Annotated in this window: 22 protein-coding genes; 9 read left to right on the forward strand and 13 right to left on the reverse strand. The window is 57.8% G+C overall.

Translation table 11 applies throughout. The annotated features are described in order from the left end of the window. Positions 1-25 precede the first annotated feature (25 nt). From NIM86_RS09040 to NIM86_RS09055, 4 genes are all read left to right on the forward strand, one after another. A complete protein-coding gene (locus NIM86_RS09040; RefSeq protein WP_253381261.1) occupies positions 26-1,438 on the forward strand; it encodes a hypothetical protein in 1,413 nt (470 codons plus the stop codon). A gap of 230 nt (positions 1,439-1,668) precedes the next feature. Continuing rightward, complete coding sequence (locus NIM86_RS09045; RefSeq protein ID WP_253381263.1) at positions 1,669-2,457, forward strand: HpcH/HpaI aldolase/citrate lyase family protein; 789 nt, start codon at positions 1,669-1,671, stop codon at positions 2,455-2,457. 16 nt (positions 2,458-2,473) lie between these two features. After that, positions 2,474-3,355: a 2-hydroxy-3-oxopropionate reductase gene (gene glxR, locus NIM86_RS09050; RefSeq protein ID WP_253381265.1), complete on the forward strand. Its 882-nt coding sequence runs from the start codon at positions 2,474-2,476 to the stop codon at positions 3,353-3,355. Positions 3,356-3,359: 4 nt separating this feature from the next. Further along, positions 3,360-4,625 (forward strand): glycerate kinase, encoded by a 1,266-nt coding sequence (locus tag NIM86_RS09055; RefSeq protein WP_253381266.1) that lies wholly within the window; start codon positions 3,360-3,362, stop codon positions 4,623-4,625. 6 nt (positions 4,626-4,631) lie between these two features. Here NIM86_RS09055 and NIM86_RS09060 read toward each other — a convergent pair whose 3' ends face one another. Continuing rightward, positions 4,632-5,375 (reverse strand): FadR/GntR family transcriptional regulator, encoded by a 744-nt coding sequence (locus tag NIM86_RS09060; protein ID WP_253381268.1) that lies wholly within the window; start codon positions 5,373-5,375, stop codon positions 4,632-4,634. 173 nt (positions 5,376-5,548) lie between these two features. Between NIM86_RS09060 and NIM86_RS09065 the strand changes: the two genes are divergently transcribed. Beyond that, positions 5,549-7,240, forward strand: a complete 1,692-nt coding sequence (locus tag NIM86_RS09065) for a thiamine pyrophosphate-binding protein (protein ID WP_253381270.1) — start codon at positions 5,549-5,551, stop codon at positions 7,238-7,240. Between the two features lie 11 nt (positions 7,241-7,251). After that, positions 7,252-8,694, forward strand: coding sequence for an FAD-binding oxidoreductase (locus tag NIM86_RS09070; RefSeq protein ID WP_253381272.1), 1,443 nt, complete (start codon positions 7,252-7,254; stop codon positions 8,692-8,694). 42 nt (positions 8,695-8,736) lie between these two features. Here NIM86_RS09070 and NIM86_RS09075 read toward each other — a convergent pair whose 3' ends face one another. After that, complete coding sequence (locus NIM86_RS09075) at positions 8,737-9,444, reverse strand: GntR family transcriptional regulator (RefSeq protein ID WP_253381274.1); 708 nt, start codon at positions 9,442-9,444, stop codon at positions 8,737-8,739. A gap of 125 nt (positions 9,445-9,569) precedes the next feature. Here NIM86_RS09075 and NIM86_RS09080 point away from each other — a divergent pair, with 125 nt between their 5' ends. Further along, complete coding sequence (locus tag NIM86_RS09080) at positions 9,570-10,709, forward strand: mandelate racemase/muconate lactonizing enzyme family protein (RefSeq protein ID WP_253381275.1); 1,140 nt, start codon at positions 9,570-9,572, stop codon at positions 10,707-10,709. An 88-nt stretch (positions 10,710-10,797) separates the two neighbouring features. Here NIM86_RS09080 and larB read toward each other — a convergent pair whose 3' ends face one another. Genes larB through NIM86_RS09110 form a run of 6 tightly spaced genes read right to left on the reverse strand, consistent with a single transcriptional unit; the run spans position 10,798 to position 17,606 of the window. Beyond that, positions 10,798-11,472 carry a nickel pincer cofactor biosynthesis protein LarB gene (gene larB / locus NIM86_RS09085; protein ID WP_253381277.1) on the reverse strand — a complete coding sequence of 225 codons (675 nt, stop codon included), beginning with the start codon at positions 11,470-11,472 and terminating at the stop codon, positions 10,798-10,800. Beyond that, complete coding sequence (locus NIM86_RS09090) at positions 11,472-12,323, reverse strand: adenine nucleotide alpha hydrolase (RefSeq protein WP_253381280.1); 852 nt, start codon at positions 12,321-12,323, stop codon at positions 11,472-11,474. The genes larB and NIM86_RS09090 overlap by 1 nt, the downstream gene beginning before the upstream one ends. Then, entirely contained in the window at positions 12,320-13,195 is an 876-nt protein-coding gene (gene larC, locus NIM86_RS09095; protein ID WP_253381282.1) for a nickel insertion protein, read from the reverse strand. Before larC ends, NIM86_RS09090 begins: the two co-directional genes overlap by 4 nt. Then, complete coding sequence (locus NIM86_RS09100; RefSeq protein ID WP_253381284.1) at positions 13,192-14,520, reverse strand: lactate racemase domain-containing protein; 1,329 nt, start codon at positions 14,518-14,520, stop codon at positions 13,192-13,194. The genes larC and NIM86_RS09100 overlap by 4 nt, the downstream gene beginning before the upstream one ends. Then, positions 14,520-16,061: a UxaA family hydrolase gene (locus tag NIM86_RS09105; RefSeq protein ID WP_253381286.1), complete on the reverse strand. Its 1,542-nt coding sequence runs from the start codon at positions 16,059-16,061 to the stop codon at positions 14,520-14,522. The genes NIM86_RS09100 and NIM86_RS09105 overlap by 1 nt, the downstream gene beginning before the upstream one ends. Positions 16,062-16,082: 21 nt before the next feature. After that, entirely contained in the window at positions 16,083-17,606 is a 1,524-nt protein-coding gene (locus NIM86_RS09110) for a UxaA family hydrolase (protein WP_253381288.1), read from the reverse strand. 102 nt (positions 17,607-17,708) lie between these two features. On the opposite strand from NIM86_RS09110, the gene NIM86_RS09115 reads away from it, so the two are divergent. Further along, positions 17,709-18,596: a LysR family transcriptional regulator gene (locus NIM86_RS09115; protein ID WP_253381290.1), complete on the forward strand. Its 888-nt coding sequence runs from the start codon at positions 17,709-17,711 to the stop codon at positions 18,594-18,596. A 36-nt stretch (positions 18,597-18,632) separates the two neighbouring features. On the opposite strand, the gene NIM86_RS09120 is transcribed toward NIM86_RS09115, so the two are convergent. From NIM86_RS09120 to NIM86_RS17190, 5 genes are all read right to left on the reverse strand, one after another. After that, positions 18,633-20,117 (reverse strand): tripartite tricarboxylate transporter permease, encoded by a 1,485-nt coding sequence (locus NIM86_RS09120; protein ID WP_253381292.1) that lies wholly within the window; start codon positions 20,115-20,117, stop codon positions 18,633-18,635. A gap of 9 nt (positions 20,118-20,126) precedes the next feature. Next, complete coding sequence (locus NIM86_RS09125) at positions 20,127-20,684, reverse strand: tripartite tricarboxylate transporter TctB family protein (protein ID WP_253381294.1); 558 nt, start codon at positions 20,682-20,684, stop codon at positions 20,127-20,129. Between the two features lie 60 nt (positions 20,685-20,744). Beyond that, a complete protein-coding gene (locus NIM86_RS09130) occupies positions 20,745-21,695 on the reverse strand; it encodes a tripartite tricarboxylate transporter substrate-binding protein (RefSeq protein ID WP_253381296.1) in 951 nt (316 codons plus the stop codon). A 130-nt stretch (positions 21,696-21,825) separates the two neighbouring features. After that, positions 21,826-22,749, reverse strand: a complete 924-nt coding sequence (locus tag NIM86_RS09135; protein WP_253381298.1) for a hypothetical protein — start codon at positions 22,747-22,749, stop codon at positions 21,826-21,828. A 251-nt stretch (positions 22,750-23,000) separates the two neighbouring features. Further along, positions 23,001-23,126: a hypothetical protein gene (locus NIM86_RS17190; protein ID WP_256478420.1), complete on the reverse strand. Its 126-nt coding sequence runs from the start codon at positions 23,124-23,126 to the stop codon at positions 23,001-23,003. Between the two features lie 26 nt (positions 23,127-23,152). On the opposite strand from NIM86_RS17190, the gene NIM86_RS09140 reads away from it, so the two are divergent. Next, complete coding sequence (locus NIM86_RS09140; RefSeq protein WP_253381300.1) at positions 23,153-24,136, forward strand: TRAP transporter substrate-binding protein; 984 nt, start codon at positions 23,153-23,155, stop codon at positions 24,134-24,136. Positions 24,137-24,139: the final 3 nt, after the last annotated feature.

A 24,139-nucleotide genomic window follows, 5' to 3' on the forward strand; every position in this document is an offset into this window, starting at 1 on the left:
GAGATCAGTACCCAACCAAAGCCAGATGACCGTTTACCGCGTGCCGAATATTATTCTGTCCGTTATCATGATGACCATGATGGCGCTGGTGCTGGTCGTCCGCTTTCTGGAGCCAGACGGCTTACTGCCTGTCCTATGGGGCCTGTGCGCGGTCTTCATTCTGATGGCGCTGCCGAGGATCGGCCTGCGCGAAGCCTATCTTTTGGCCGTTTGCGTGGCGTTGTCTGGCGCAATTGCCTTAACGGATGACGATCCAGCAACCGTTATCGGACGAGCTGCCGAGCAAGGCGCATTTCTCATAGCTTTCATTCTGCTGCTTGGGCTGCTTCAGGAGGCAGCCTCCACTTCGCCGTCGGTTGGCAAGCTTGGACAATACCTGACACGTCAACCAGCAGGGCGGCGCTTCTACGCGCTCTATCTTGGCACGGGGTTCATGGCCGTGCTTTTCAATATCGGTGTGATTGGTCTGTTGGTTCCGCTGATCCAGCGCGGTATCGCGCTGAACCAGTCCGACGACGGTCTCAACCCCGTGCGCGAGCGCCGTCAGGTCAGTGCCACGCTTCGCGGTTTTGCCTGGTGCGTTATCTGGTCTCCGACCGCAATTGCACCGCTCACGGTGGCCGACCTCATTCCTGGTGTGGATCGTCTTCACTGGCTTTGGGCCGGTTTCATCATTTTTCTCGTCATCATGATGATCGGCGCCGTCGAAGACCGAGTTCGCTTCCGGCATTACCAACCCAAGGCAGAGCGCCCGGCAAACCCTGCTCCAATGCGTGCAATAGCCAGTTTTCTTTTGGTTTGCCTTGTTCTGGTCGCGTTGATTTTCGCCATCGCCGAGCTCACCGGCGACAGTCTCATTGTAGGCGTCATGGCCGCCTGCCCCATTATGACGATCGGCTGGATCGCCATACAGCAATTTTCCACCTCGGCCGACGCCGGATCACGACTGAACGGCTTTCAAAAGCGATTGGCGGACATCGCGTTCGTCAATCTGCCGCAATCTGCGCCAGTTGCGATTACGCTCGGACTATCGGGTTTCCTCGGTGTGCTCGCAGCAGCCATTCTCCCCTCTCAGGAGATCGCCGCGGCGATCGGCCTCGACGGAATGCCCGACTTCGTCTTGCTAACTTTGCTGCCAATTCTCATCGCAGTGATCAGTCTGCTCGCTCTTAGCCCGATTATGCTGGCTGTGTTTTTCGGCACGATCTTCGGCAGCCTGCCCAGCCTGCCTGCCGATCCGACATTGCTGGCGCTGTCCATATCGTGCGGATGGTCGCTATCCATGACGATGTCGCCCTTTGCAACGGTCGTGCTACAGATTTCGCGCATGGGACGAATTCCCGCCACCACCCTCACATTTCGCTGGCAGTGGCTGTTTACGGTCGTCGCTGCTCTATCCCTGCTGCCTATTTTCGCTCTTTTGACCGGCGGGCAATGAAAGCGTTTAAGGCTTTGTGCAGCGCTTGTTATCTCCGCCGGGGCGGACAAAGCGCCTTGTCCTCTGTCAAATGATATATTAGGTGACTAGAACTGCTTTTGATCCGGTGTTTTCGCTGAACGCATCGGCGATCTGCCGAAGACGAACGTCGCCTCCGGGCAGACTGTTTAGCTGGTTTGATATTGCATCCGGGATCGAACTCCTTCGCCCGGTTGAGAGGAGGAAAGACGATGCGTGCCAATAAACTGAGAGAAATCTGGGCTCGTGGGGAAGCTGCAGTGAACGGCTGGCTGGCTGTGCCGAGCAGTTTTTCGGCGGAGACCATGGCGCATCAGGGCTGGGATAGCCTGACAGTCGACCTCCAGCATGGCGCACTGGACTATCAAGCTGCTCTGTCGATGTTTCAGGCGGTTTCCAGCACGGATACCGTGCCCATGGCTCGTGTCCCCTGGCTGGACCCGGCGCATCTGATGAAAGTGCTCGACGCTGGCGCGTATGCGGTCATCTGCCCGATGGTCAATACGGCCGAGGACGCAGAAAATCTGGTGGCGTGGACGCACTATCCGCCCCGGGGAACCCGCAGCTTTGGGCCTATTCGCGGTCTTCTTTACGGCGGTGCGGACTATCCGCAGAAAGCGGACGAAACCGTCGTGATCTTCGCCATGATCGAAACTCTGCAAGGCCTCGACAATCTCGACGAGATCCTAAAAGTGCCGGGACTCGATGCCGTCTACGTCGGCCCTTCAGATCTTTCGCTTGCGCTTGGCTGCCGTCCGACATTCGACGATGTCGATCCGCCGGCGGCGGAAGCTATAGAGATGATCGTCCGCAAAGCGACCGAGGCCGGTAAAATTGCAGGCTGCCATAACGGCGCGCCTGCCCAGGCATTGAAGCGCATCGAACTCGGATACCGCTTCGTCACCGTATCGTCCGACGCCCGCCTGATGGCGTCCGGCTCGCAGGACATCCTGTCGCAAATGCGCAGCGGTAGCACCGCCAGCGCCAATGAAACTTACTGAAAACAGGAGCTATCCAATGAGCAAACTCGGCTTTATCGGCTTAGGCATCATGGGCGCACCGATGGCCGGTCACCTGATTGCGGCTGGCCACGATGTCTCGCTGGCAACGCGCAGCGATATACCGACGGCACTGACCGACGCGGGCGGCAAGGCTTGTAAAAGTGCCAGGGAAGTTGCCGAAGCATCGGACATCATATTTCTGATGGTGCCAGACACGCCCCATGTCGAGGATGTCCTTTTCGGTGAAAACGGCGTCGCCGAAGGACTTGCGGAAGGCAAGACGGTGGTCGATATGAGTTCGATCTCACCAATCGCCACCAAGGATTTTGCCGGAAAGATCAACGATCTGGGCTGCGATTATATCGACGCACCCGTTTCCGGTGGAGAAGTCGGAGCCAAGAATGCAGCTCTGACAATCATGTGCGGCGGCAGCGAAGAGGCGTTCGCCCGCGTCAAGCCGCTGTTTGAATTGATGGGCAAGAACATCAATCTCGTCGGTGCAAATGGCGACGGCCAAACGTGCAAGGTCGCCAACCAAATCATTGTGGCGTTGAATATCGAAGCTGTCAGCGAAGCGCTCGTCTTCGCCTCCAAGGCAGGGGCAGACCCGGCCAAGGTACGAGAAGCGTTGATGGGCGGCTTTGCCTCTTCCAAAATTTTGGAAGTTCACGGCGAGCGCATGGTCAAGCGCACCTTCGATCCGGGTTTTCGGATTGAATTGCACCAGAAGGACCTGAACCTGGCCCTGTCCAATGCGCGGCAGATGGGTATCAGCCTGCCAAATACGGCCACTGCGCAGGAACTGTTCAATGCCTGCTCTGCCAATGGCGGCGCCGAATGGGACCATTCGGCCATGGTAAAAGCGCTTGAAATCATGGCCAACCACGAAGTGGCCTGACTTCATGGTCAGGCCGGAAGCTCTGCTTCGCGCCATGTTCGAGGCGGCGGTCGCCGCCGCCCAACCGGATGTTTGCGTTCCCCCGGCTTTGCCGGCCTATCCGCAAAAGGGCCGTCTTCTCATAATCGGTGCGGGCAAAGCCTCGGCAGCTATGGCGCGGGCGGCAGAACGACATTACGGCAGGCCGCTCGAAGGTCTGATCGTCACACGCTACGGCCACGCCGTGGCGTGCGACCGCATCGAGATCGTGGAGGCGGCCCATCCTGTTCCGGATGAAGCGGGTGCTGACGCGGCACGCCGCATGTTGCAACTCGTGGGTGGGTTGTGCGCAGACGATACAGTACTCTGCCTGATTTCTGGTGGGGGATCGTCGCTACTCCCCCTGCCGCTGGACGGAATAACGCTTCAGGACAAGCAGACGGTAAACCGCGCGCTCCTCCGTTGCGGTGCGACGATTTCGGAAATGAACTGCGTCCGCCGCCACCTCTCGGCAATAAAGGGCGGACGTCTCGCGGCGGCATGCCACCCGGCGCGGCTTATCAATCTGCTCATTTCCGATGTGCCCGGCGACGATCCTATCGACATCGCATCGGGTCCAACTGTAGGCGATCCTACGAACCGCAAAGACGCGTTGGAAATTCTTCGTCGCTATCGCCTGGACCTTCCGCAAAGCGTTCGAGAAGTTCTGGATAAAGAGGTCTCGGAAAGCGTAAAGCCAGGCGATCCGCGCGTGGCCAATGTGGAAACCCGTTTTGTCGCAACGCCTCAACAATCTCTGGAAGCCGCTGCCTCCATCGCAAGGGACCATGGGATAACACCCCATATTCTTGGCGATGCTATAGAAGGAGAAGCGCGAGAAGTCGCAGTCGTGATGGCGGGCATGACCCATCAGATCACAAAGCGTGATCAGCCGTTCGAACGTCCATGTGTGCTTTTGTCTGGCGGGGAAACGACCGTCACCATAAACGGCGATGGCCGTGGCGGCCGTAATGTGGAATTTCTTTTATCGCTCGCCGTCGCCCTGAAAGGCGCTGATGGCGTTCATGCGATTGCTGGCGATACCGATGGCGTCGATGGCGCGGAGGAAGTGGCCGGAGCGGTCATCCGCCCCGATACGCTCAGTCGCGCGCAGGCACTCGGTCTTTCAGCCGGCGAAAGCCTGCTGAACAATGACGGGCATGGCTTCTTCGAGGCGTTGAATGATCAGGTCATTACGGGTGCGACCCTGACCAACGTCAACGATTTCCGAGCGATCCTTATCGACAGATAATGCGCATCACTGAATGCGAGCGTGATCTGTTATGCGATGTCGGGCCTGAAAAAGGTGAAACGACATGTACATTGATGCGGCCTCGGCGTCTCGCGAACGAATGGCTTCGAAAATGTGCTGATGTTCACGGGCCACTTGCTCGACGCGTATTTGAGCACCTTCGCGTGTAAGTTTTTGCGCCACGTCAATGCCGTTCTCGATGAGATTACGTGCGCATTCGAGCATGTCGACCAATACATTGTTGCCGCTCGCCAGAGCGATTGCCCTATGGAAAGCATAGTCGGCCTCGACGGAGGGCGTTCTCGCCTCCATAGACGAAGCAAGATCCTCAAGGGTCTCCTCGATCAGCGCGAGATCCTTTGGCTCCGCCCGTTGGGCTGCCAGACGGGCTGTTTCGCTCTCCACCGCAATGCGCGCCTCGATCGCCCGCAGGATTGAGCCAAGATTTTGTCCGGTGGAAAAATCGATCAGCCGCGAAGGCGGACGGCGGCGGACAAACGTGCCGGAGCCGCGTCGCGCCTCCACCAGACCGTCATCGCGCAACTTTCGAAGCGCCTCACGAACGACCGGACGCGACACACCAAACGATGCGGCAATCTGGTTTTCGGACGGCAGCTTTTCTCCCTCCTGAAGAACATTAGCGATAATCTGCTCAAGAATCTGGCCATAGAGCTGGTCGGCCAGCGTCTGCCGTTTGCGGATTTTCAGCCCGATCTCTTCCAACTGCTCGCTCCCAGTTCGTCTTGCCATACCGCAAATAGGTCATAGGCCACTGAACGGCACAATGTCATAAAAAATTACAGAAAAATTCGTAGAACAGCAAAATCTTTTCGAACTTGTAATTTTGAAATACAAATGTAGAAGAGGCGGTAGGGCGATCCGTTTAGGCGGGCGCCGATGCTGAGACGGAGTAGAAATTCGAGATGGCAGGCAAGCTAAAACCACGATCGGGCGGACAAATCCTCGTCGATCAGCTGCTCATCCACGGTGCGCACACCGCATTCTGCGTCCCTGGGGAGAGCTATCTCGAGGTTCTCGACGCCTTGTACGATGTTCAGGACCGGTTCACGCTCATCAACGCCCGGCACGAGGCCGGCGCGGCCAACATGGCTGAAGCCCAGGGCAAGATGACCGGCAGACCCGGCATATGTCTTGTGACGCGTGGGCCCGGCGCTTGCCACGCTGCCGTCGGTGTCCACATCGCGCAGCAGGACAGCACGCCGATGATTCTTCTCGTCGGGCAGATCGCACGCAATACGACCGACCGTGAAGCTTTTCAGGAAGTCGATTATCGCGCCATGTTCGGCCCCATCGCGAAATGGGCAACACAGATCGATGATGCGCGGCGCATCCCGGAATATATGGCGCGTGCTTTTCGGGTAGCGACATCGGGGCGGCCCGGCCCCGTTGTCATTGCTCTGCCCGAAGATATGCTGACCGATGTCGTCAGCGTAGCCGACGCAGCGCCCTATACGGCGACGCATGCGAGCATTTCGCCAAGACAACTGGATGCTCTACGAATTGAGATGGAAGCTGCGGAGCGCCCGCTGCTACTGGTCGGTGGTTCCGGCTGGGACGATGAAGCCGCTCGCGCGATCACGCAATTTGCCGAAACCAACAACATTCCGGTCAGCAGCTCTTTTCGCCGGCAGGACATAGTGGACAATCGCTCATTCGTCTGGGCGGGAGATTTTGGCACCTCGACTGCGCCCACGCTCATCGCCAGCCTGAAAGAGGCGGATCTTTTGATCGTGGTCGGGGCTCGACTGGGTGAGATGACCACCAGAACCTACACGACGCTCAATCCGCCCAATCCGGCGATGCGGCTGATCCACATTCACCCGGATGCAGATGAGATCGGCCGGGTCTATTCACCGACATTGGGCCTGGCAGCGTCTCCTCGTGAGGCGTCCTTGGCCCTTTCTCAAATGGAACTCAAGCGTTCAGACGATTGGGTGTCCTGGTGTCGGAAGCTGCATGACGACTACCTTCTCGATACCGAACCGCCTGAAAGCCGCGAGTGGACACTGGATATGGGCACGGCTCTGTGCGCAATCAGGGACAGCCTGCCGGACGACATTGCGGTCACGCTCGACGCCGGTAATCATACGGGCTGGGCGCAGCGCTATCTGCGTTATCGCCGGCCCGGACGCGGCATAGGCTCAACCTGCGGATCGATGGGCTATGCGGTGCCAGCCGCAGTGTCCATCGCCTTGACCGAACCGGAACGTCTTGTTCTCTGTTTTGTAGGAGATGGCGGCTTCATGATGAGTAGCGCGGAAATCGCAACCGCCGCCGAGCATGGCGCCTGCCCGATCATCCTTCTGTTCAACAACGGCATTTACGGCACGATCCGGATGCATCAGGAACGAGAGCATCCGGAAAGGATATCCGGCACCACGCTCGTCAGTCAGGACTTCGTCAAAATGGCCGAAGGTTTAGGCGCCTATAGCGAGCGAATTACCCGAACGGAAGATTTCGCGTCCGCCTTCGAGCGCGCCCGCGGCGCGGGCCGTCCCGCAGTCATAGAACTTGTGACCGATCCCGAACAGATTTCCACACGTACGACGATCAGCAAGCTAAGAGCGGCATCTTCCGCGAAGCCGGGCTCCTGAGGGGATTTGCCATGTCTATCAAAGGTGCACACTCGGCATGCAATGAGCCCACCGATGGCGAAACGTTGCTGCTCGATAGGCTGAGAAAGGCCGTTGGCTCCAAACATGTTCTGACTGAAGGAACAGCGCTTGCGGGCGCACTATCGGAGGAGCGTGGCCTATATAAGGGCAACGCGTTGGCTCTTGTTCGACCGGCAAATGTCGAGCAGGTCTCGGAAGTCGTGCGCCTCTGCTACGAGACTGGCGTTTCGATCGTCCCTCAAGGAGGCAATACTGGACTTGTCGGTGGTGGCGTACCGAATGGCGGTATTGTGCTGAGTACCGGTCGACTGAACAAGATTTTCGACATCGACCGTGTCAATGCAACGATAACCGCTGGCTCAGGCTGTATTCTGGCTGAAATCCAGCAGGCAGCGGACGACGCCGGTGCCCTCTTCCCGCTCTCGCTTGCTTCGGAAGGTTCCTGTCAGATCGGAGGAAATTTGGCCACCAATGCCGGCGGCACAGCCGTGCTTCGCTACGGCAACACGCGCGATCTCGTCCTGGGAATTGAAGCCGTGTTACCGGACGGCCGTATCCTTAGTGATCTGAACGGCCTTCGTAAAAACAATATGGGCTATGATCTGAAAAATCTGCTGATCGGCTCGGAAGGAACGTTGGGCGTCATAACTGCAGTGGTGCTGAAACTCTTTCCGAAACCCGTGCAGCGTATGACCGCTCTTGCAGCTTGCACCGATTCGCAGGCGGCACTCGACTTTTACGGCATGATGCGCACCAAAAATGCCGACATTCTCTCAGCTTTCGAATTCATCAACCGGTTCGCCCTCCAGACTGTGCTGGACCATGGGGGCGGCAGCGACCCGTTCGGCGATATTCATCCCTGTTACTGTCTGATAGAACTGAGTAGCATAAATCCGGATGACGAACTTCGCAGTCGACTGGAAGCAACGCTGACGGAAGCCTTCGAAACGGGCGCAGTTCTGGACGCGGTGATCGGTGCATCCGAAACACAGAATGAAGCGCTTTGGCAACTACGTGAAAGAATTGCCGAATCGCAGAAGTTTGAGGGCGCTTCGATCAAGCACGATGTATCGTTGCCCGTGTCGAAGCTGGCGGAGTTTATCGAGGAGGCAGTGGCTGCCTGTCTCGATCATGTTCCAAATGTGCGACCGTGCTATTTCGGGCATTTCGGCGACGGCAATCTGCATTTCAACTTCACGCGTCCGAAAGATATGTCGGACGCAGACTTTTTAGCTGAATACGCCAGCGTCAACCGTATCGTGCACGATATCGTCAACCGCATGAGCGGCTCCATTTCGGCCGAACATGGGATTGGTCGGACGAAGCGCGAAGACCTTCACCGCTACAAGGATCCGGTCGCCATTGAAGTGATGCGGCAAATCAAAAGCGCGCTCGATCCCAAGGGATTGATGAACCCGGGCAAGGTTCTCTAAACCCGATATCTCTGGCTCGCTTGGTAAGTGCTCAGAGCTGGTTCAGTCGCGAAAATAATTGGGATGCTCGCTGCGCAATTGTCCAATCTGAGTAATTGTCTTGGACAAATGATCGCGCATTGCATGTTCTGCCGCGACCGGATCGGAAGCGAGGATCGTATCCAGAATGGCCTTATGCTGGCGTACGATACGCTGGAGCTTGGGCTTCTGCCAACTATCGAGCCGTCGCAGACGGTTAAGATGCCCCGAATTGGCGCGGATAATCTTATGGATACCGGGATAGCCAACCGCCGCCATCATGGCTTGGTGGAAAGCCTCATCGAGATCCTGAAAGGCTCCGACCTCTCCATCGCCATTACAGATCGTCTCCTGCAGGCTGACAATCATTCTTAGGCGCGACACATCGTCATCGGCAATTCCGGCGGCCAGTTTTCGCACGACCTCGACCTCGACGGCGCGCCGAAGAAACATCGCCTCGCCAATCACGCTGGCATCGATGCGTGTAACGACTGTTTTCGATTGCGGCTTGATACTGACCAGTCCCTCAGCCTCAAGGATCTGGAGAGCGTCTCGCAGTGGGGTCTGGCTTATCTCGTATTGACGGGCAAGCTCGTTGCGACTGAGAACCGTATCTGGCGGGAGCTCGAAGGAGATAATCCTGTGGCGCAGTGATTCCAGCGTACGCGCGGCTGCCGGTTGGGGCGCGGAGGATTCGGCACGCGCGAACCATCGTAGCGTTTCGCTGGCCATTACGTTGTTCTCATCCGTACACCTCGTTGCTGCCGCAGTTTCTATCAACTGCCGCAACTTTGACAAGTTGCAACATATTTCAGACTAATATACTAGTTGCACGTCACGCAGGGAGTGAAGCGAATATGACCGAAACAACTGCCATGTCGACCATTGAGGGTCTGAAAATATCCCAGGTCGAGCAACCGCTGAAGACCTCGTTCTCCGATGCAAAGGTCGCGACCGGACGACAAACCCCTCTTACGCGAGTCGATGTGCTGTCCGTTGAAATTATAGATAGTGACGGGAAGACCGGCATCGGATTCGGCTACACGCTTCGGGCCGGAGGATCGGCGCTCTATGCTCTTGCAAAGGAAATCGCGCCGACATTAATCGGCCTTCCAACCGCAGCGATTCAGGATGCGTGGGACAGGTTGGCCTGGCGGACAAATTCTCTTGGTGCAGGCGGAGCCGCCTATCAGACGATAGCGGCGTTCGATTCGGCTCTCTGGGATCTGAAGGCTCGACGGGCCAATCTAACCCTTGCCGACCTCCTCGGTACGTATCGCCGCGGCGCGCAGGTCTACAACTCCGGTGGACAATACCTCCAGGCCTCGATCGACGAGATGCAGGCCGCCGCAAAGGAATCGGTCGCGCGAGGTATCGGCGGGATCAAGATGAAGGTCGGACAGCCTGACTGGCGCGAAGACATCCGACGGATCGAGGCGGTCCGCGATGCCATTGGCCCCGACGTAGCGTTGATGATTGACGCAAACCAGCAATGGACCCGCTCTCAGGCCCGCGCCTTCTGCTCCAAGGTCGACGATATGGGACTCACCTTTATCGAAGAACCGCTGAATGCTCGTGATTATGAAGGGCATGGTGAGCTTGCTGCGGCGCTGAACACACCCATTGCCACCGGCGAAATGCTGACATCATACGCCGAGCACGCTCAGCTTATAGCGGCGGGCGTTAGCGTCAATCAGGTCGACGCCCCGCGAATTGGCGGGATCACGCCATTCCTGCGGGTGATGGAATTGGCGCGTAGTCAGGAAGTGATGCTCGCACCGCACTTCGTAATGGAGCAACACCTGCAGATGGTAACTGCCTATCCGACCGATGGATGGGTAGAACATTTCGACTGGCTGGAAGACCTGTTCGATGAGCGCTTCGAACTAAAGGAGGGACGGATCTGGTTACCGGAGCGTCCTGGCTTCGGCCTCACTCTGTCCGATGCCGCACGCGAACGGACCGTTGCGACGTCGACGGAAGGTGCGGCTCTTTAAGCTGAATGCAAAGGCGGAGCTGCCAAGTATCGTCGCCGCTCCGCCAAATTCTCCGTAAGACCGCCAGCGGCTTTAATGGCTCTTATCGTCAACGATCCTGATTGACGACATGCGATCGAAGCTTGCCCATTCGCATGGCTGCGTGCGCCGCACCGAACCCGTTGCCGATATTGACGGTTACAATGCCCGAAGCGCAACTCGCCAGAGCCGATGTGAGAGCCGCTTGCCCCTTCTCCGCCACGCCATCTCCTACAGGAGAAGGAACCGCAATCAGTGGAGCGGAAATGAGGCCTCCCAGCACCGAAAAGATTGCGCCCTCCATACCCGCGACCGCGATCACTACGTCAAATGTTCGAATTTCATCGAGACGTTCCATCAAACGCCACAAGCCTGCAACGCCGATGTCCGGAAATTCCGTGCAGAAAATCCCGCTGAATTCCAGCGTACGGGTCGCTTCGCGTGCGGTTCGCATATCGGCGAGCCCTCCGGTAACGATGGCGACCCGGATATCCAACGACTGCTCGATTTTAGCACCGGGCAGGATCGCCGTACGCGAAAGGGGATCGTAGTCGAGCAGAGTTTGCAGTTCCTGCCCGAGACAATGGTACTTCTGCTCTTCGAGCCTTGTCACAAGAAGAGCCAGGCCCTTTTGCCGAGCCTCCTCGACGACAGCAGATATCTGTTCAGGCGTCTTGGACTGGGCATGCACCGCCTCAGGCAGGCCGATCCTTTCGACGCGCTCCCAGTCCATTTTAAATTCCATCAGGTCTCCAAAGCCTTCACAAAGGCCGATCCGCGTCGATAAGGCTGCAATCCGGCATAAACATAGCCGCCATTTGCGCAAACCTCCGCGCATACAGAATCTATGTTTTCCGCCACGGATGATATTCCATATATCGATGGATCCAGTTCCACGACGACGCCTTCGCGCCGCAGACGAGCGCGCAGCGTAGCCTCATGGCCTGTAATGTCACGCAAACGGCCTTCCAGCTCGTCTATGAAACGTAGATCACCTTCCGCTATCGGAATGCCGGTCTCGATGCGGCTCGCGAGGCAGGGTTGCGCCGGCAGCGATTCAAACCCGGAGAGGCCGAGGTAGCTGGCGATCGAACGGATCATTGGCTTGCCGATCCCGGCCTCGATCAACGGATGGCGCACGCCATGTTCCGAAGCAGCGATGAGACCCGGCCGGTGCTCGCCCAGATCATCCATGTTTGCGCCAGAAGCCAGCACCATGCCGTTCTCCATACGATCCGACAACTGGCGCAACATCGTGGTGTAAAGTGCAGACTTACAAAAATAGCAGCGATTGTAGGGGTTCGCCCGGTATGATGCATCTTCGAGCTCAGCGGCATAGACTATACGCAAATCCCAGCGCTCCGCATTGGCAAGCGATTGCAGGCGCGGCAGCGCATCGGAGGGCACCGCAGGCGAGACGGCGTGTACGATGACCGGCGCAACGGACAGCCCAGCGCGTTGCGCTACAGCCGCCAGTGTCACCGAATCCACCCCACCGCTGACGGCAATGGCCCAGCCGTCGGCGCTCGCAAATATGCCATTGAGTTTTTGGAAGGCAGCGGACACGTCACCCGCAGCGCATGCTTGCCTTATCACGAGGCTTCTCTTGCCAGCCGAATATTCTCTTCGACGTTCGAGTGCGGCTCTTCATTGTGAGCCATAGGCAGCGCTTCCGGTTCGGCAGATGCTGTCTCCAAGACCAATGCGCGCAAGACATTCGGACGATCAGGCAGATCGCGCGTGCCGCCTCCCATACCTTGCCTGCCCATCACGGCCGACGCAGGAGGCGCACGCGTCAAGCCGTCATGCAGATGCGCCGCGATAGCCGCGCCGGTCGGCGTGACGCGCTCTCCGCCAATACCGTCCTCGACTACCGAAAGTCCTTCCAATAGCACCGCCGTGGCGGGAGCTGGCACCGGCAAAAATCCATGGGCAGTCTTTACCAGACCGCTACCGAGTGGGAGTGGGCCGATGCTCCAGCCTGTGCCGCCTAAAGCGCCGATAATAGCGCCAGCGCCAACGACATCTGCCAGCGAGTCCCAATCGGCGAGTTCATGAAAATGGACTTCGTCCAGCGGCAAATCATGCATGCGGGATTCGGCTTGAGCGATCAGCGTCAGGATCGCGAGGGCATGGCGCTGGGTCTCCGAAGAGATCGTCGCTTTCTCGATCCTTTTCACCAAGCTGGTGAAATATTCGTCGGGGCAATGCGTATGGTGATGGTGGGTCGCGGCTCTATGAATCGGCTGCTTTTCCGATATCTCCACAGCGAAACGCGACACCGCCATGCCGCCACTCTTGCCTCGTATCAGCGTCGCCCTTGCGCGGTCTGGCGGCAACACCGCCTCAATCTCCGCCAGAACAAAAGGCTCGATTTCGGGCAGAGCATCGAGCATCGCCGCGATGAACATATCGCCAGCAATCCCGCCAACCGGATCGAGATGGATATGGCGGGAGGGGATGCTCATCGATGAAGAGTTTCCCACATGCGATGATCGAGATTGCCATTCGCATCGAAGGCCATCTCCTGCGGTTCTCCAAGAATGTCGACGCCATGTCTGGAGGATAGCTCGTCCAGCAGCGTTTCGGAGGCGAGCATGTACTCCAAATGTAGCGAGTTGGGAATCCGCAGCATGGTGATACGGTCGGGATCGCGTGCGCCGCAGGTCTTCACTGCAGCCATTATGGCGCTCCGATCGTCGGGCATGGAAACGGGAAGTGCGCCGGAACTGAGCATGTTTGAGGTCAGACAATTGGCGTAAACCGCCTCACGATCGAATGCATCGAACAGCCGGTCCGTTATGACATCCGCGCGCGCGACGCCATTGGCGTTTCCGCCGCTGCGCTCCGACACGTCGAGTACGGCGATACGGGTAATGTCGGGACCACCTGTAAGCGCGTCGGATGAGGCGCGACCTGTAATGTTGGGGTCCATGCCGGTACCCGCATATTCCTTGCCGATCTCATCGACCACCAACACGTCGAGCGGGCCGGATGCCAATGGAGCATCGAGCGGGCCTAGAGGCAGCCGCGGCAGATTGCGCATGGCTTTCTGAAGAAGAGGCCGCTCAGCCTCGATCATGCCCTCAGGCGGCAAAACGACCACCTCGGAAAGGCGATCGTAAGCATTCTCGATAGTCCCGATGCCGAAAAGGATCGATGAACGCTCAAGCTTCACACGCGCCATATCGACAATAATCTGGCCAACCCAGTCAATTCCCCAGGCGTGGCAGTTATCCGCGCCGGACTGCTTGCCCAGGCCAATGGACAGCATTTTTATTAGGCCGCTCTCATTGGAATAACGGAATGAAGTATGGGGCTTGATACGGTTGAATAAAACGATCCCGTCCGCCTCGTGAGCGAGACGGTCGATCACAACCGGCATACCGTTTTCCAGTCGGCCTACTTCAACAGTATCCATGGAAGAGCGGATCGGACAGCCGGCGCTTTCCTCGGTAACACCGAGCTTGGATAAAACCTTGACCTGCCCTTCAGCCGTCGCACCGCCATGGCTACCCATTGCCGGAACGATGAACGGTTCGGCGCCAGCTTTACGCAATTCCAAGACGATCGCTTTGACAAGCTGGTCCAGCGCGGCGATGCCACGGCTGCCCACGGTAATAGCCACGGACATGCCGGGACGGATCTTGGCAGCGCAATCGCTCTCCTGCATGGCTTTGCGAACGGCTTCGGTTGGATCGCCAGCCTCTATCGCCTCGAAATGCTGCCTTATCGGCGCCATACGAGGCAGGCGCGTGCCCTCCAGCAGCTTGACATAGCCCGGCGTCGCCATCAGCAGACAATCCCGATCGGCCAGGGCATGAATTCATTGGTGCCCATGCCGGAGATTTCGCTTTTCGTCGGCTCGCGACCTGAAGCATGCTCCAAGAGCTGCTCGAAAATCTCCCGCCCCAACGCCTCGACCGTCGTTTCGCCATCGATGATGCGGCCGCAATTGACGTCCATATCCGATTTCATCCGTTCATACATGGGCGTGTTAGACGCCAGCTTCATTGTCGGAGCCGGAACCGAGCCAAAACAGGAACCACGGCCGGTCGTGAAACAAACCATATTGGCGCCGCCGGCGATTTGCCCTGTTGCTGCAGCCGGATCGTATCCGGGCGTGTCCATGAAAACAAATCCTTTAGCCGTTACCGGCTCGGCATATTTGTAGACGTCCATCAGGCCCGTATTGCCACCCTTTTTGGCGCCACCCAGCGACTTCTCCAGAACATTGGCGAGACCGCCCGCATTGTTTCCCGGACTGACGCGGCCGTTAATCTGGGTATCCTTGCCGCTGTTATATTCGAGCCACCAGTTCATCCGGTCGACCAGCTTTTGCCCGACTTCCGACGAGACGGCACGCTGGGTCAATGTATGTTCCACACCGAAGATTTCCGATGTCTCGGACAGGATGGCGGTCCCGCCATTGCGCACTAGAATATCCATCGCAGCGCCGAGTGCGGGATTGGCTGACAGTCCCGAAAATCCATCCGACCCGCCACACTGAAGGCCAACGGTGATATGTTCGGCTGAACAGGGCTCGCGATGGCACTCATTGGCGATGGGGAGCATCTCTTTGACAAGCTCGCGGCCAGCCGCAATGGCCGAGCGCAACCCATCGGTCTGCGAAATAAGCATGGTCTTCAGGCGCGGGCCGCGTTCCAGTCCCTGATCCTGCAGCAGTTCTTCCAGATCGTTCACCTCGCCACCCTGCGCAATAATCAGCGCAGCGCCCGTGTTGGCGTGTTTCAGATAGCCGCCAATGGTACGTCGAAGCAGTTCCATCGGCTCGCCGGTCCACTCCATCCCGTCGCCTTGCTCGTGGACATAAGGGACCACGCCGTCGACCATCGGAAAGTCGGCCAGATCGGTCTCGCTGAAGGATTTGGCAATCTTGCGCGCGGCCGTGCTGCTGGCGGTGCTGACCACAAACACGCCGACATAATTGCGCGTGCCGATCCGTCCGTCGGCGCGAACGATGCCGTCAAAGGTGGCCCGCTCGGCTTGCGGGATGAAATCGGTCGGCTCGTAGCGTGTACTGAAGGCGTAATCCTTCACCACCTCGTCGAAGCGGATATTGTGGCTGTGCATCCAGGTGCCAGCCGGCAGGTCTTCGGCCGCATAGCCAATGACCGTATTGTATTTGAGAACCGGATCGCCCGCCTTGATGTCGTGAGCGGCGATCTTGTGACCGGCTGGCACTTCCTGCAGCGTTATGACGCTCTCGGACGGCACGTCCGTGCCTACCGGAACCGGCATGCGGGCAACGACGACATTGTCCTCCGGGTCCAGTCGGATAAATGGATTGACCGGGCTAGTATCGCTTTTCATCTTTCTATCTCCAATTCCCGATCAGGCCAGCACACCGATGGACCACGGCACGAATTCCGTCTCGCGCATGGTTTCATATTCGCTCTTGGTCTGCTTGCCGGAAGCAGCCTCCAGCAATGCGGCGAATACCGTCTGCGCGATGTCGTCGACAGCCTCTTGGCCAGCCAGCGCAGGCCCGCAATCGATGTCCATTTCGGCAGAGCGATGCTCGAATAGATGCGTAGTCGACGACAGTTTCAGCGTCGGTGAAGGCATGCTCCCAGCGACCGAACCAGTGGCCGTCCCCATGAGGATCATTGTCGCGCCGGTCGCAATCTGTCCGGTGATCGAGACAGGGTCGAAGTCGGGGCTGTCCATGAAAACCAGGCCCTTCGCAGCGCCCAGCGGTTGAGCGTAGCGACGGACCGCCGATAGAGGTGAAGACCCCTGCTTCGCAAGCGCGTCGGCACCCCGTTCTAGCAATGTCGTGACGCCATGTTTGGCCGCCGAGCGGGGCAGTCGCCCGGCCAGCACCGTGTCGCGTCCCCTGCTCCGCTCCTGCCACTCGTCCATGATGTCATCCAGCGCAGCCTTGGTTCCCGGCTCAGCCCGATCGCGCAACCCAGCCTCGCACCCGATGATTTCCGGCGTCTCCGATAGAATAACGGTGCCGCCACTGGCGACGATGAGGTCGGCAACGCGCCCCATGACCGGGTTCACGGTCAGACCGGACAGACCATCGGCCGTTGAACTCTGCAGACCAACGACAAGATTTTCAGCGGAAACGGTCTCTCGCACGCATTTATTGGCTTCCGGCAGCATCTCTTCGATATAGCCGCGAGCAGTTTCGACCGCCTTGGCAACCCCTCCGACATCCTGCAACGTAACAGTTTTCAGCCGTTCGCCGACTTCCAGTTTTTCCTCTTCCAGGAAGACGCCGAGATTGTTGCGCTCGCAGCCGAGCGCCATAACAACCGCACCGAACACATTCGGATGCCGAACATAGCCCGACAGAGTGCGGCGGAGCAGATCCATCGGCTCCCCCGTCATTTCCATGCCGCAACCGATGGCGTGAATAAACGGCACGACAGCGTCGACATTGGGGTAGGCTTCAAGCGTCTCTTCGTCGAATAGGTCTGCCGCCTGGCGCGCCGCCGTGGCCGCGCAATTGCCGACAATCAGCACGGCAATTATGTTGCGCGTACCGATCCGGCCATCGGCACGACGAAAACCGCTAAAACTGACGTGATCCGCATCGGGAACCGGATTGAGAGCCCGTGAAGCGCTTATCTCAGGCAGCTTGCGGTTTGCCGCCATATTTTCGATATGCACGATCTCGCCGGCAGCGATCGGTGCAATGGTCCAACCAATAATGTGTCCGTTCTTTTTGACGGCAGCACCCTCTGCCATATCCGTCAGCGCGATCTTATGGCCACCCGGGACGGCAGTCGCGACGCGCAGCCCCTCCGGCGTAATCGATGTCCCTTCCGACAGATCATCGACAGCAACGGCGACATTATCGCCATCGCGACAGGATACAGGTGCAGCGTCCAGGGCAACGGTCATCGGGAGTCCTCGGCCAGAATATCTTTGACGAGACATTAATGACCGTTGCGATACCGATCCAACATTATTAAGGTATTTCAACGATACCAGATACGCATCGCCATGGACCTCAATCAACTCCGCTCTTTCGTCACGCTGGCCCGCGAATTGCACTTCGGTCGCGCAGCGCAAAAGCTGAATATGACCCAGCCGCCATTGTCGCGGCAGATCAGCAAACTTGAGGATAGTCTCGGGGTACGGTTGTTTGACCGTAGCAGTCATAGCGTCGAGCTATCTGCCGCTGGACGCCAACTGCTGCCAGAAGCCCTCACCATCCTTCAGAAATGCAGCCAGGTTGCCGATGACCTGCGGCGCGGATCCGACGTACAAACAGGTGTTTTGAAGTTGGGCTTCATCGGTGCATCATCGTACCGCTTCATGCCAACCCTGCTCGACAAAGCGGCGAGAGATTATCCGGGCGTCGATATCTCGCTTCACGAGATGACCGGTGCCCAACAGCTCGATGCCCTTTCGCTTGGCGAGATCGATATTGGCCTGGTTCGCCCTGTCGTCCCTCCGGCAAACATCGTCTCAGTTCCCGTATGGACCGAGAAACTGGCGGTCGTTTTACCTCTGGACAATCCCTTGGCGCCGCGACGGCGTCTGACCATGAGTGATATCAGGGCTGAAAGGTTCGTCAGCTATCGCGCCGATGCGCCCTACATGCATCAAATACTCAATGGTATTTTTCGAGATGAGCAGGTGTTTCCGGAAATAATCCAGCAGGTCAATCACGCGCAGTCGATCCTGTCTTTGGTCAGTGTCGGAATGGGCATTGGGATCGTGCCGCAGGATGCCCGCAACGCCAGTTTCGACAATATCGTCTTCCGCAATCTGAAGCTCAGAAAACCCGTGGAAGCGGAACTGCACCTGATCTACCGAAGCGACAGTCCAAACAGATCGATCCCTCCATTCGCCGATCTGGCCAAGGCTATTGGCAATCAGGGATAGGTGCTCACGGTCGCCTATCGGCTCTCCGAATTAACACTAGGCGCGAGAACGTCTTAGCAGCCGCAGTCCCCCAAGCGACAGGAAAAGCAAGAGGACCACGAAACCGAGAAATGTCGCAGATATCGGTCGGGTTACAAAATCCATCATATTGCCCTCGGAGAACATCATCGCGCGGCGGAAGTTCGTCTCGAATATCGGGCCGAGAATGAATCCGAGGATTAACGGCGCCAGTGAAAATCCAAACCGTTCAAGCAGATAGCCAAGAATAGCGAATCCAAGCATCAGCCAGACATCGAAGACGCGGTTATCCGAAACGTAAGTGCCGACGACCATCAGCATCAGCAAAAGCGGGTTGAGAATTTGAGGTGGCGTCAGCAGCACTTTGGGAAAGAGCCGGATCGTGCCGAGTTGGATAACCAGCAGAACCAGCGTCGCGATAGCGAAGGCCGCATAGATCATTGACATCAGATCGGGCTGCTCCTGAAAAAGTAGAGGTCCGGGCTGAAGGCCGTGAATGGTGAAGCCGCCGATCAGGATAGCCGTCGCTCCATCGCCAGGAATGCCAAGTGTTATGAGAGGCAAGAGCGCGCCGCCCACGCTGGCATTATTGGCGGATTCTGAAGCGTAAATTCCGCGTACATCACCGGTACCGAAGGCTTCCGGATCCTTTGCGCTCTGTTTGGCGGCGCCGTAGGCTAGGAGGTTTGACGCCGAACCGCCGATGCCAGGCAAAATTCCGATTCCGACGCCAATGGCTGAAGAGCGCAGCATGTTTTTGATGTTGTCACGGAATTCCCGGAGGGTAATGCCCTGTCCGGTCACTTTCAGTTTTGCGCCGGATGCAACGCTTGGCGAAAGAATACCGGAGATGACCTGCGAAGCGCCAAACAGGCCGACCATCAGCGGCACGAGCGAGACGCCTGCCATAATGTCGATAATGCCAAAGCTCAGTCGAGCCGTTCCATCGATTGGCGCGAAACCCACCGATGCGATGGTCATGCCGAGAATGGCCGCTATCAGTCCCTTTATGAAATTACCGCTCGACAGAAAGACGACCAGTATGATGGCGCCCAGAGACAGCATCGCATATTCATGCGGCCCGAGCTTAACGGCAAAAGCCGAGATGGTCGGAGCGAAGGCAACGAGCACCATAAGACTGATCATCCCGCCAACGGCGGAGGCGACCATAGCGGTGCCGAGTGCTTTCTGCGCAAATCCCTTCTGCGCAAGCGGATAGGCATCGAATGTAGTGGCGATAGACGACGGCGTTCCCGGAATACGGAGCAGTGTCGCCGATACCAGTCCACCGGTTACGCCGCCTATGTAGACGCCAATCAGCAGGGCAATCCCAAATTTTGTCTCAAGGGTGAAGGTCAGCGGCAGCACGATGGCGATAGCCATTGTGGCGCTCATCCCCGGCAGAGCACCCAGAACCAGGCCGAACAAGACGGCAAAGAGCATGAATAGCAGTACGCTCGGCGTCATCAGCCAGACGATATTCGTTAGAAACATATCGAACATGGCTATACCTCAGAGGAGATCGCCGACTGGAAGGCTGACCTCTAGAAGATGGGTCAGAACCAGCCCGACAGTCGCAGTTGTGGCGGCTGCGACGATGATCGCGACGACGATGTCACGGATGCCGCGCGTGCCGAGTGCGACAATCGAAAGAAAGAGAAAAACTCCAGTGGCGATATAAAAGCCGAGGTGCTCGAACGACCAGACATATACAATGCAGAGCATCGCAACGGCCAACAATCGCGGCAGCATCGCGCGTTCCTGATCGGCTGGATTATCGGGGGATTCGACGTCAGCGGCTTCGTCGCCGTCAGCGTTGTTGTACTCTTCAACGATCTGCAGAACATCCGCGCCGAGTGGTGCTGGACGCAACCCGCGCAGGAAAAGCGCTGCCGACAGAACGATCAGTCCGGCGCCATAGATCAAGGGCAAAAGCCACGGCCCCGGATCGCCGGGACTCAGTCGAGGCTCACCTGAGAGAAAAGGCTGTATCGCGACGAAAACCGCCAGTGCTGCAAACACGACGGATGCGACAAGATCAGCCGGCTTGACCTGCCTGGAATGAGACATCGCTTTTGTTCCTGGACAAAGGGGACGGCCCAGCCAAACCGGGCCGTCCGGCAGAAGCTCTTACTTGGAGATGAACTTCTCGATTGTGCCGTACTCCTGCTCCACAAACGAGCCGGCTTCGTCACTCGTGCGGATCGCGGGAGACTGACCGAGATTGGCAAGGCTTTCGGCAAATTCCTTGTCGTCTCGCAGCTTTTCCAGAACCTCGTCGACAGCCGAAACCGCAGCATCGTCGATGCCTTCTGGCGCCGAAATCGTGAAATAATACGGCATATCGATATCGTAGCCCTGCTCAGCAGCTGTCGGCCAGTCCGGAACGAGTGGGTCACGGTCGGCACGAAGAACCGCGAGCGCCTTCAAAGTGCCTGCACCGGTGTGTTCCTTCGCGAACCGGACGCCCTCAGCCGAGACGTCGGCATTGCCGCCGAGCAGCAGCACGATCCGGTCTGCACCCGAACCGCCATCGACGATTTTGAAGGAGTCGTCCGCCGCGCTGTTGATGGCATTCGCTTTCGCTTCCGTCGTGCCGCCAAATTGCGTCACATAGGTCAGTTCCTTGGGATGCTTTTTCGCGTAGTCGACCAACTCACCAAGCGTGTTGTAAGGGGCGTCTGCCGGAACCAGCACGACATCGCTCAATGCTGCTGTCGTGCCGAGTGTGCGGAAATCCTTATAGCTGAACGGCGTCTTACCCAGCAGGTTGGCCACATGGTCAGCGGCGTGGTTGAAATAAAGCTGTCCGCCGTCGGTTGCGCCTTTGAGCACAGTCTGTTGAGCGACCACGCCGCCACCGGCCTTCTGATTGACGACGACCATCTGCGCGTCGGTGTATTTGTTGAACATATCGGCAAACAGGCGCGCGCTGGCATCGGTGCCGCCGCCTGCGCTCTGCGGCACGACTAGCCGGACGCTATCAACCGGATAGTCGATCTTTTCCTGCGCCTGAACTGCGCCGGCAATGCCGAACGCCGTCGCAACGGCGAGGCCAAATTTCATGGTTTTATGAAACACTGTTGTTTCCTCCCAAGGAACGTTTTCGGGTCGATGGCGGAATATCCGCCGGTTTCGCACCTGCCGCCCGTAAGAGAGCCGCAAATGTCGAAATTCTAGAGACGCCCGCGACGTCGCGGGCGTTGCAGCGTCAGCCTTTCTGCCAGCCTGCAAGTGCGCCACCGCTTGCTGCTTTTGAGTCACCCACCCAGTCCGGCGCAGGATAATCGCTTTCGTTCAGCACGAATCCAGGCCGCTGGGAGAAGTCCGCGCGCGGCGGCGCGAAAATATCGACCAGACGGGCAATACCCGGTCCGACATCCTGCGTCGTGTGCTGTGCTGGCGGGGGAATGATCAGAACAGAAGGGCTTTTGGCTTCAATGTGCTCGTCCTGATGCCAGCGCGTGGAGTCACTCTCCCAAGGGTAACGGATGTGATGCACGAATTCGCCGGATATACCGAGCGAGGCCTGTTCGAAATCATCATGCCAATGCGGACTAAGCGTCTTGGGGTCGCGGCGGTCATGCCACGGCGCAAAGACATTGATCATCATATTTGTGGACCGGAACACGCGCGGCTGGATTCGTGCTCCGTCAGGATCGACATATTTTGCCAGCGGATATGTCCGAATCCGAAAACCGCCGGGCGGGTCTGGCCATGCCTCGGCCTGCCGCACGTCAGTCTCGTAGCCGGCGGCGAAATCACGCGCATTCCCCGCCTGCGCCATCATGTCCAACGCACCGACCGCAAAGACCCGGGATACGACGCCTTCTCCCCTCACGGTAATCCGGGACGCCCCCGGAGGGACGATGGTCAGACTGTCGGCGACCGCCGTCACTTTCTCCGAACCGGCCTCGATTGAGGCCGAAACTTTTTCCGGTAAGATCAAGATATACTCTTCGGGCTGATCCTCAGCCGTCCGCTCAAGAATGGTGCCGTCTTTGGCTTGAGTAACCGACACACAGAGGCTGACGCCGCGCGTCACCCAAGTCGACGCACCATCGTCGTGCTCGATCTGGGGAGGCTCTTCATAATGGCGTGCGCAATAAGCCGTCATTGTGGGCGGCAAGGCCATGCGTTTTCTCTCCCTATCATCGTTCCGACTGCCAGACCCAGCGCGTGGCCCTTACGAGCGCAATGAATAAGCTGGCTGTCCCACATGTTGGGAATTAAGTGCCATTAGACGGCGCGACTTTCAAGCGCCATTTATCACAATGTAGATAATTTTTGATCGCCACTCAGGGAAATTGAACTTTTCCATACAGCCGTGATCCCAGCCCAAACAGCCAGATGAAAATAAATTCTCACAGCATTATCAGAATATTGTTACGATAAAAACAGTTTGGTGTAACGCTTATCGGTCGAAAAATCTTTCATCGGATTCAGAAAATTATTGACGAGCATGTCCACATTGTAGGAGCAATGCACATCGTCATGAGTGATCGTGCTCATGGCGGTGTTCAGGGAGGACCATATAAATGTTTCATTTTTCCAGGCTGCGGCATGCAGCCCAGATTGCCGCAGCGGCTTTGCTCATGAGCGCGGCTTCGGCATCGGCCCAGGACATGTTGCTCACCGCGGTCGATCCGACCGGATCGCTAAATGACAACATGAACCTCAAATTCATTGAGGAACTGGGGAGCCGCAACGAGTCGATCAAGGTCAACTACGTTAACGGCGGCGCACTGGGCAGCGGACAGCAGATACTAGATCAGCTCAGCCAGGGGAACGTTCAGGGCTTCGGAACGGTGTTGGACTGGTTCTCGGCTTTGGAGCCGGACCTTCAGGCTTTGTCCTGGGGCTTCACCTTTCGCGACGCGGACCACATGCGGCAATTTCTAGCCAGTCCGCTCTTCGAAGAGATGAAGGAGAAAATCGTCGACAAGGCGAATATTCGCATCCTTACGGTGGCGCCCACCCAGGCCCGTGTGATGTTTGCCAAAGAGCCAATCATGAGCGTCGATGACGTCAAGGGTATCAAGATGCGCGTTCCGGGCATCAAATCCTACGTTGAGCTTTGGCGCGCCTTCGGCACAGAGCCGACGCAGGTTGCATGGGGCGAAGTCTACCTGGCGCTGAAAACCGGCGTGGTCGATGCGGCGGAAGGCCAGCCGACCAATGGAGCGGCCAACCGGATGCATGAGAGCGGACCGCATATTTCGATGACGAACCACGTGATGACCGGCAACGTTATCGCAGTCAACGAAACGTTCTGGCAGTCGCTCGATGACAAAGGGCGTGCCGACGTGATGGAAGCCGCAGAAGCGGCAGTCAATCATGCCGCCGACGAGTCCGACGAGCAGTTGCAAGCCACTCTCCAGATGATCAAGGATAGCGGCGGCGAGATTCACGAGCCCGATGTCGAAAGTTTCCGCAAGGCTTCGCTGGAGGCAGTACCCGCGATCGAGTCCGAAGGACTGTGGCGCAAGGGTCTGATTCAGGAAATTCAGGATCTGAAATGATCT

This window comes from Notoacmeibacter sp. MSK16QG-6, assembly GCF_024158145.1.
In the GTDB taxonomy this organism is placed as follows: Bacteria; Pseudomonadota; Alphaproteobacteria; order Rhizobiales; family Rhizobiaceae; genus Notoacmeibacter.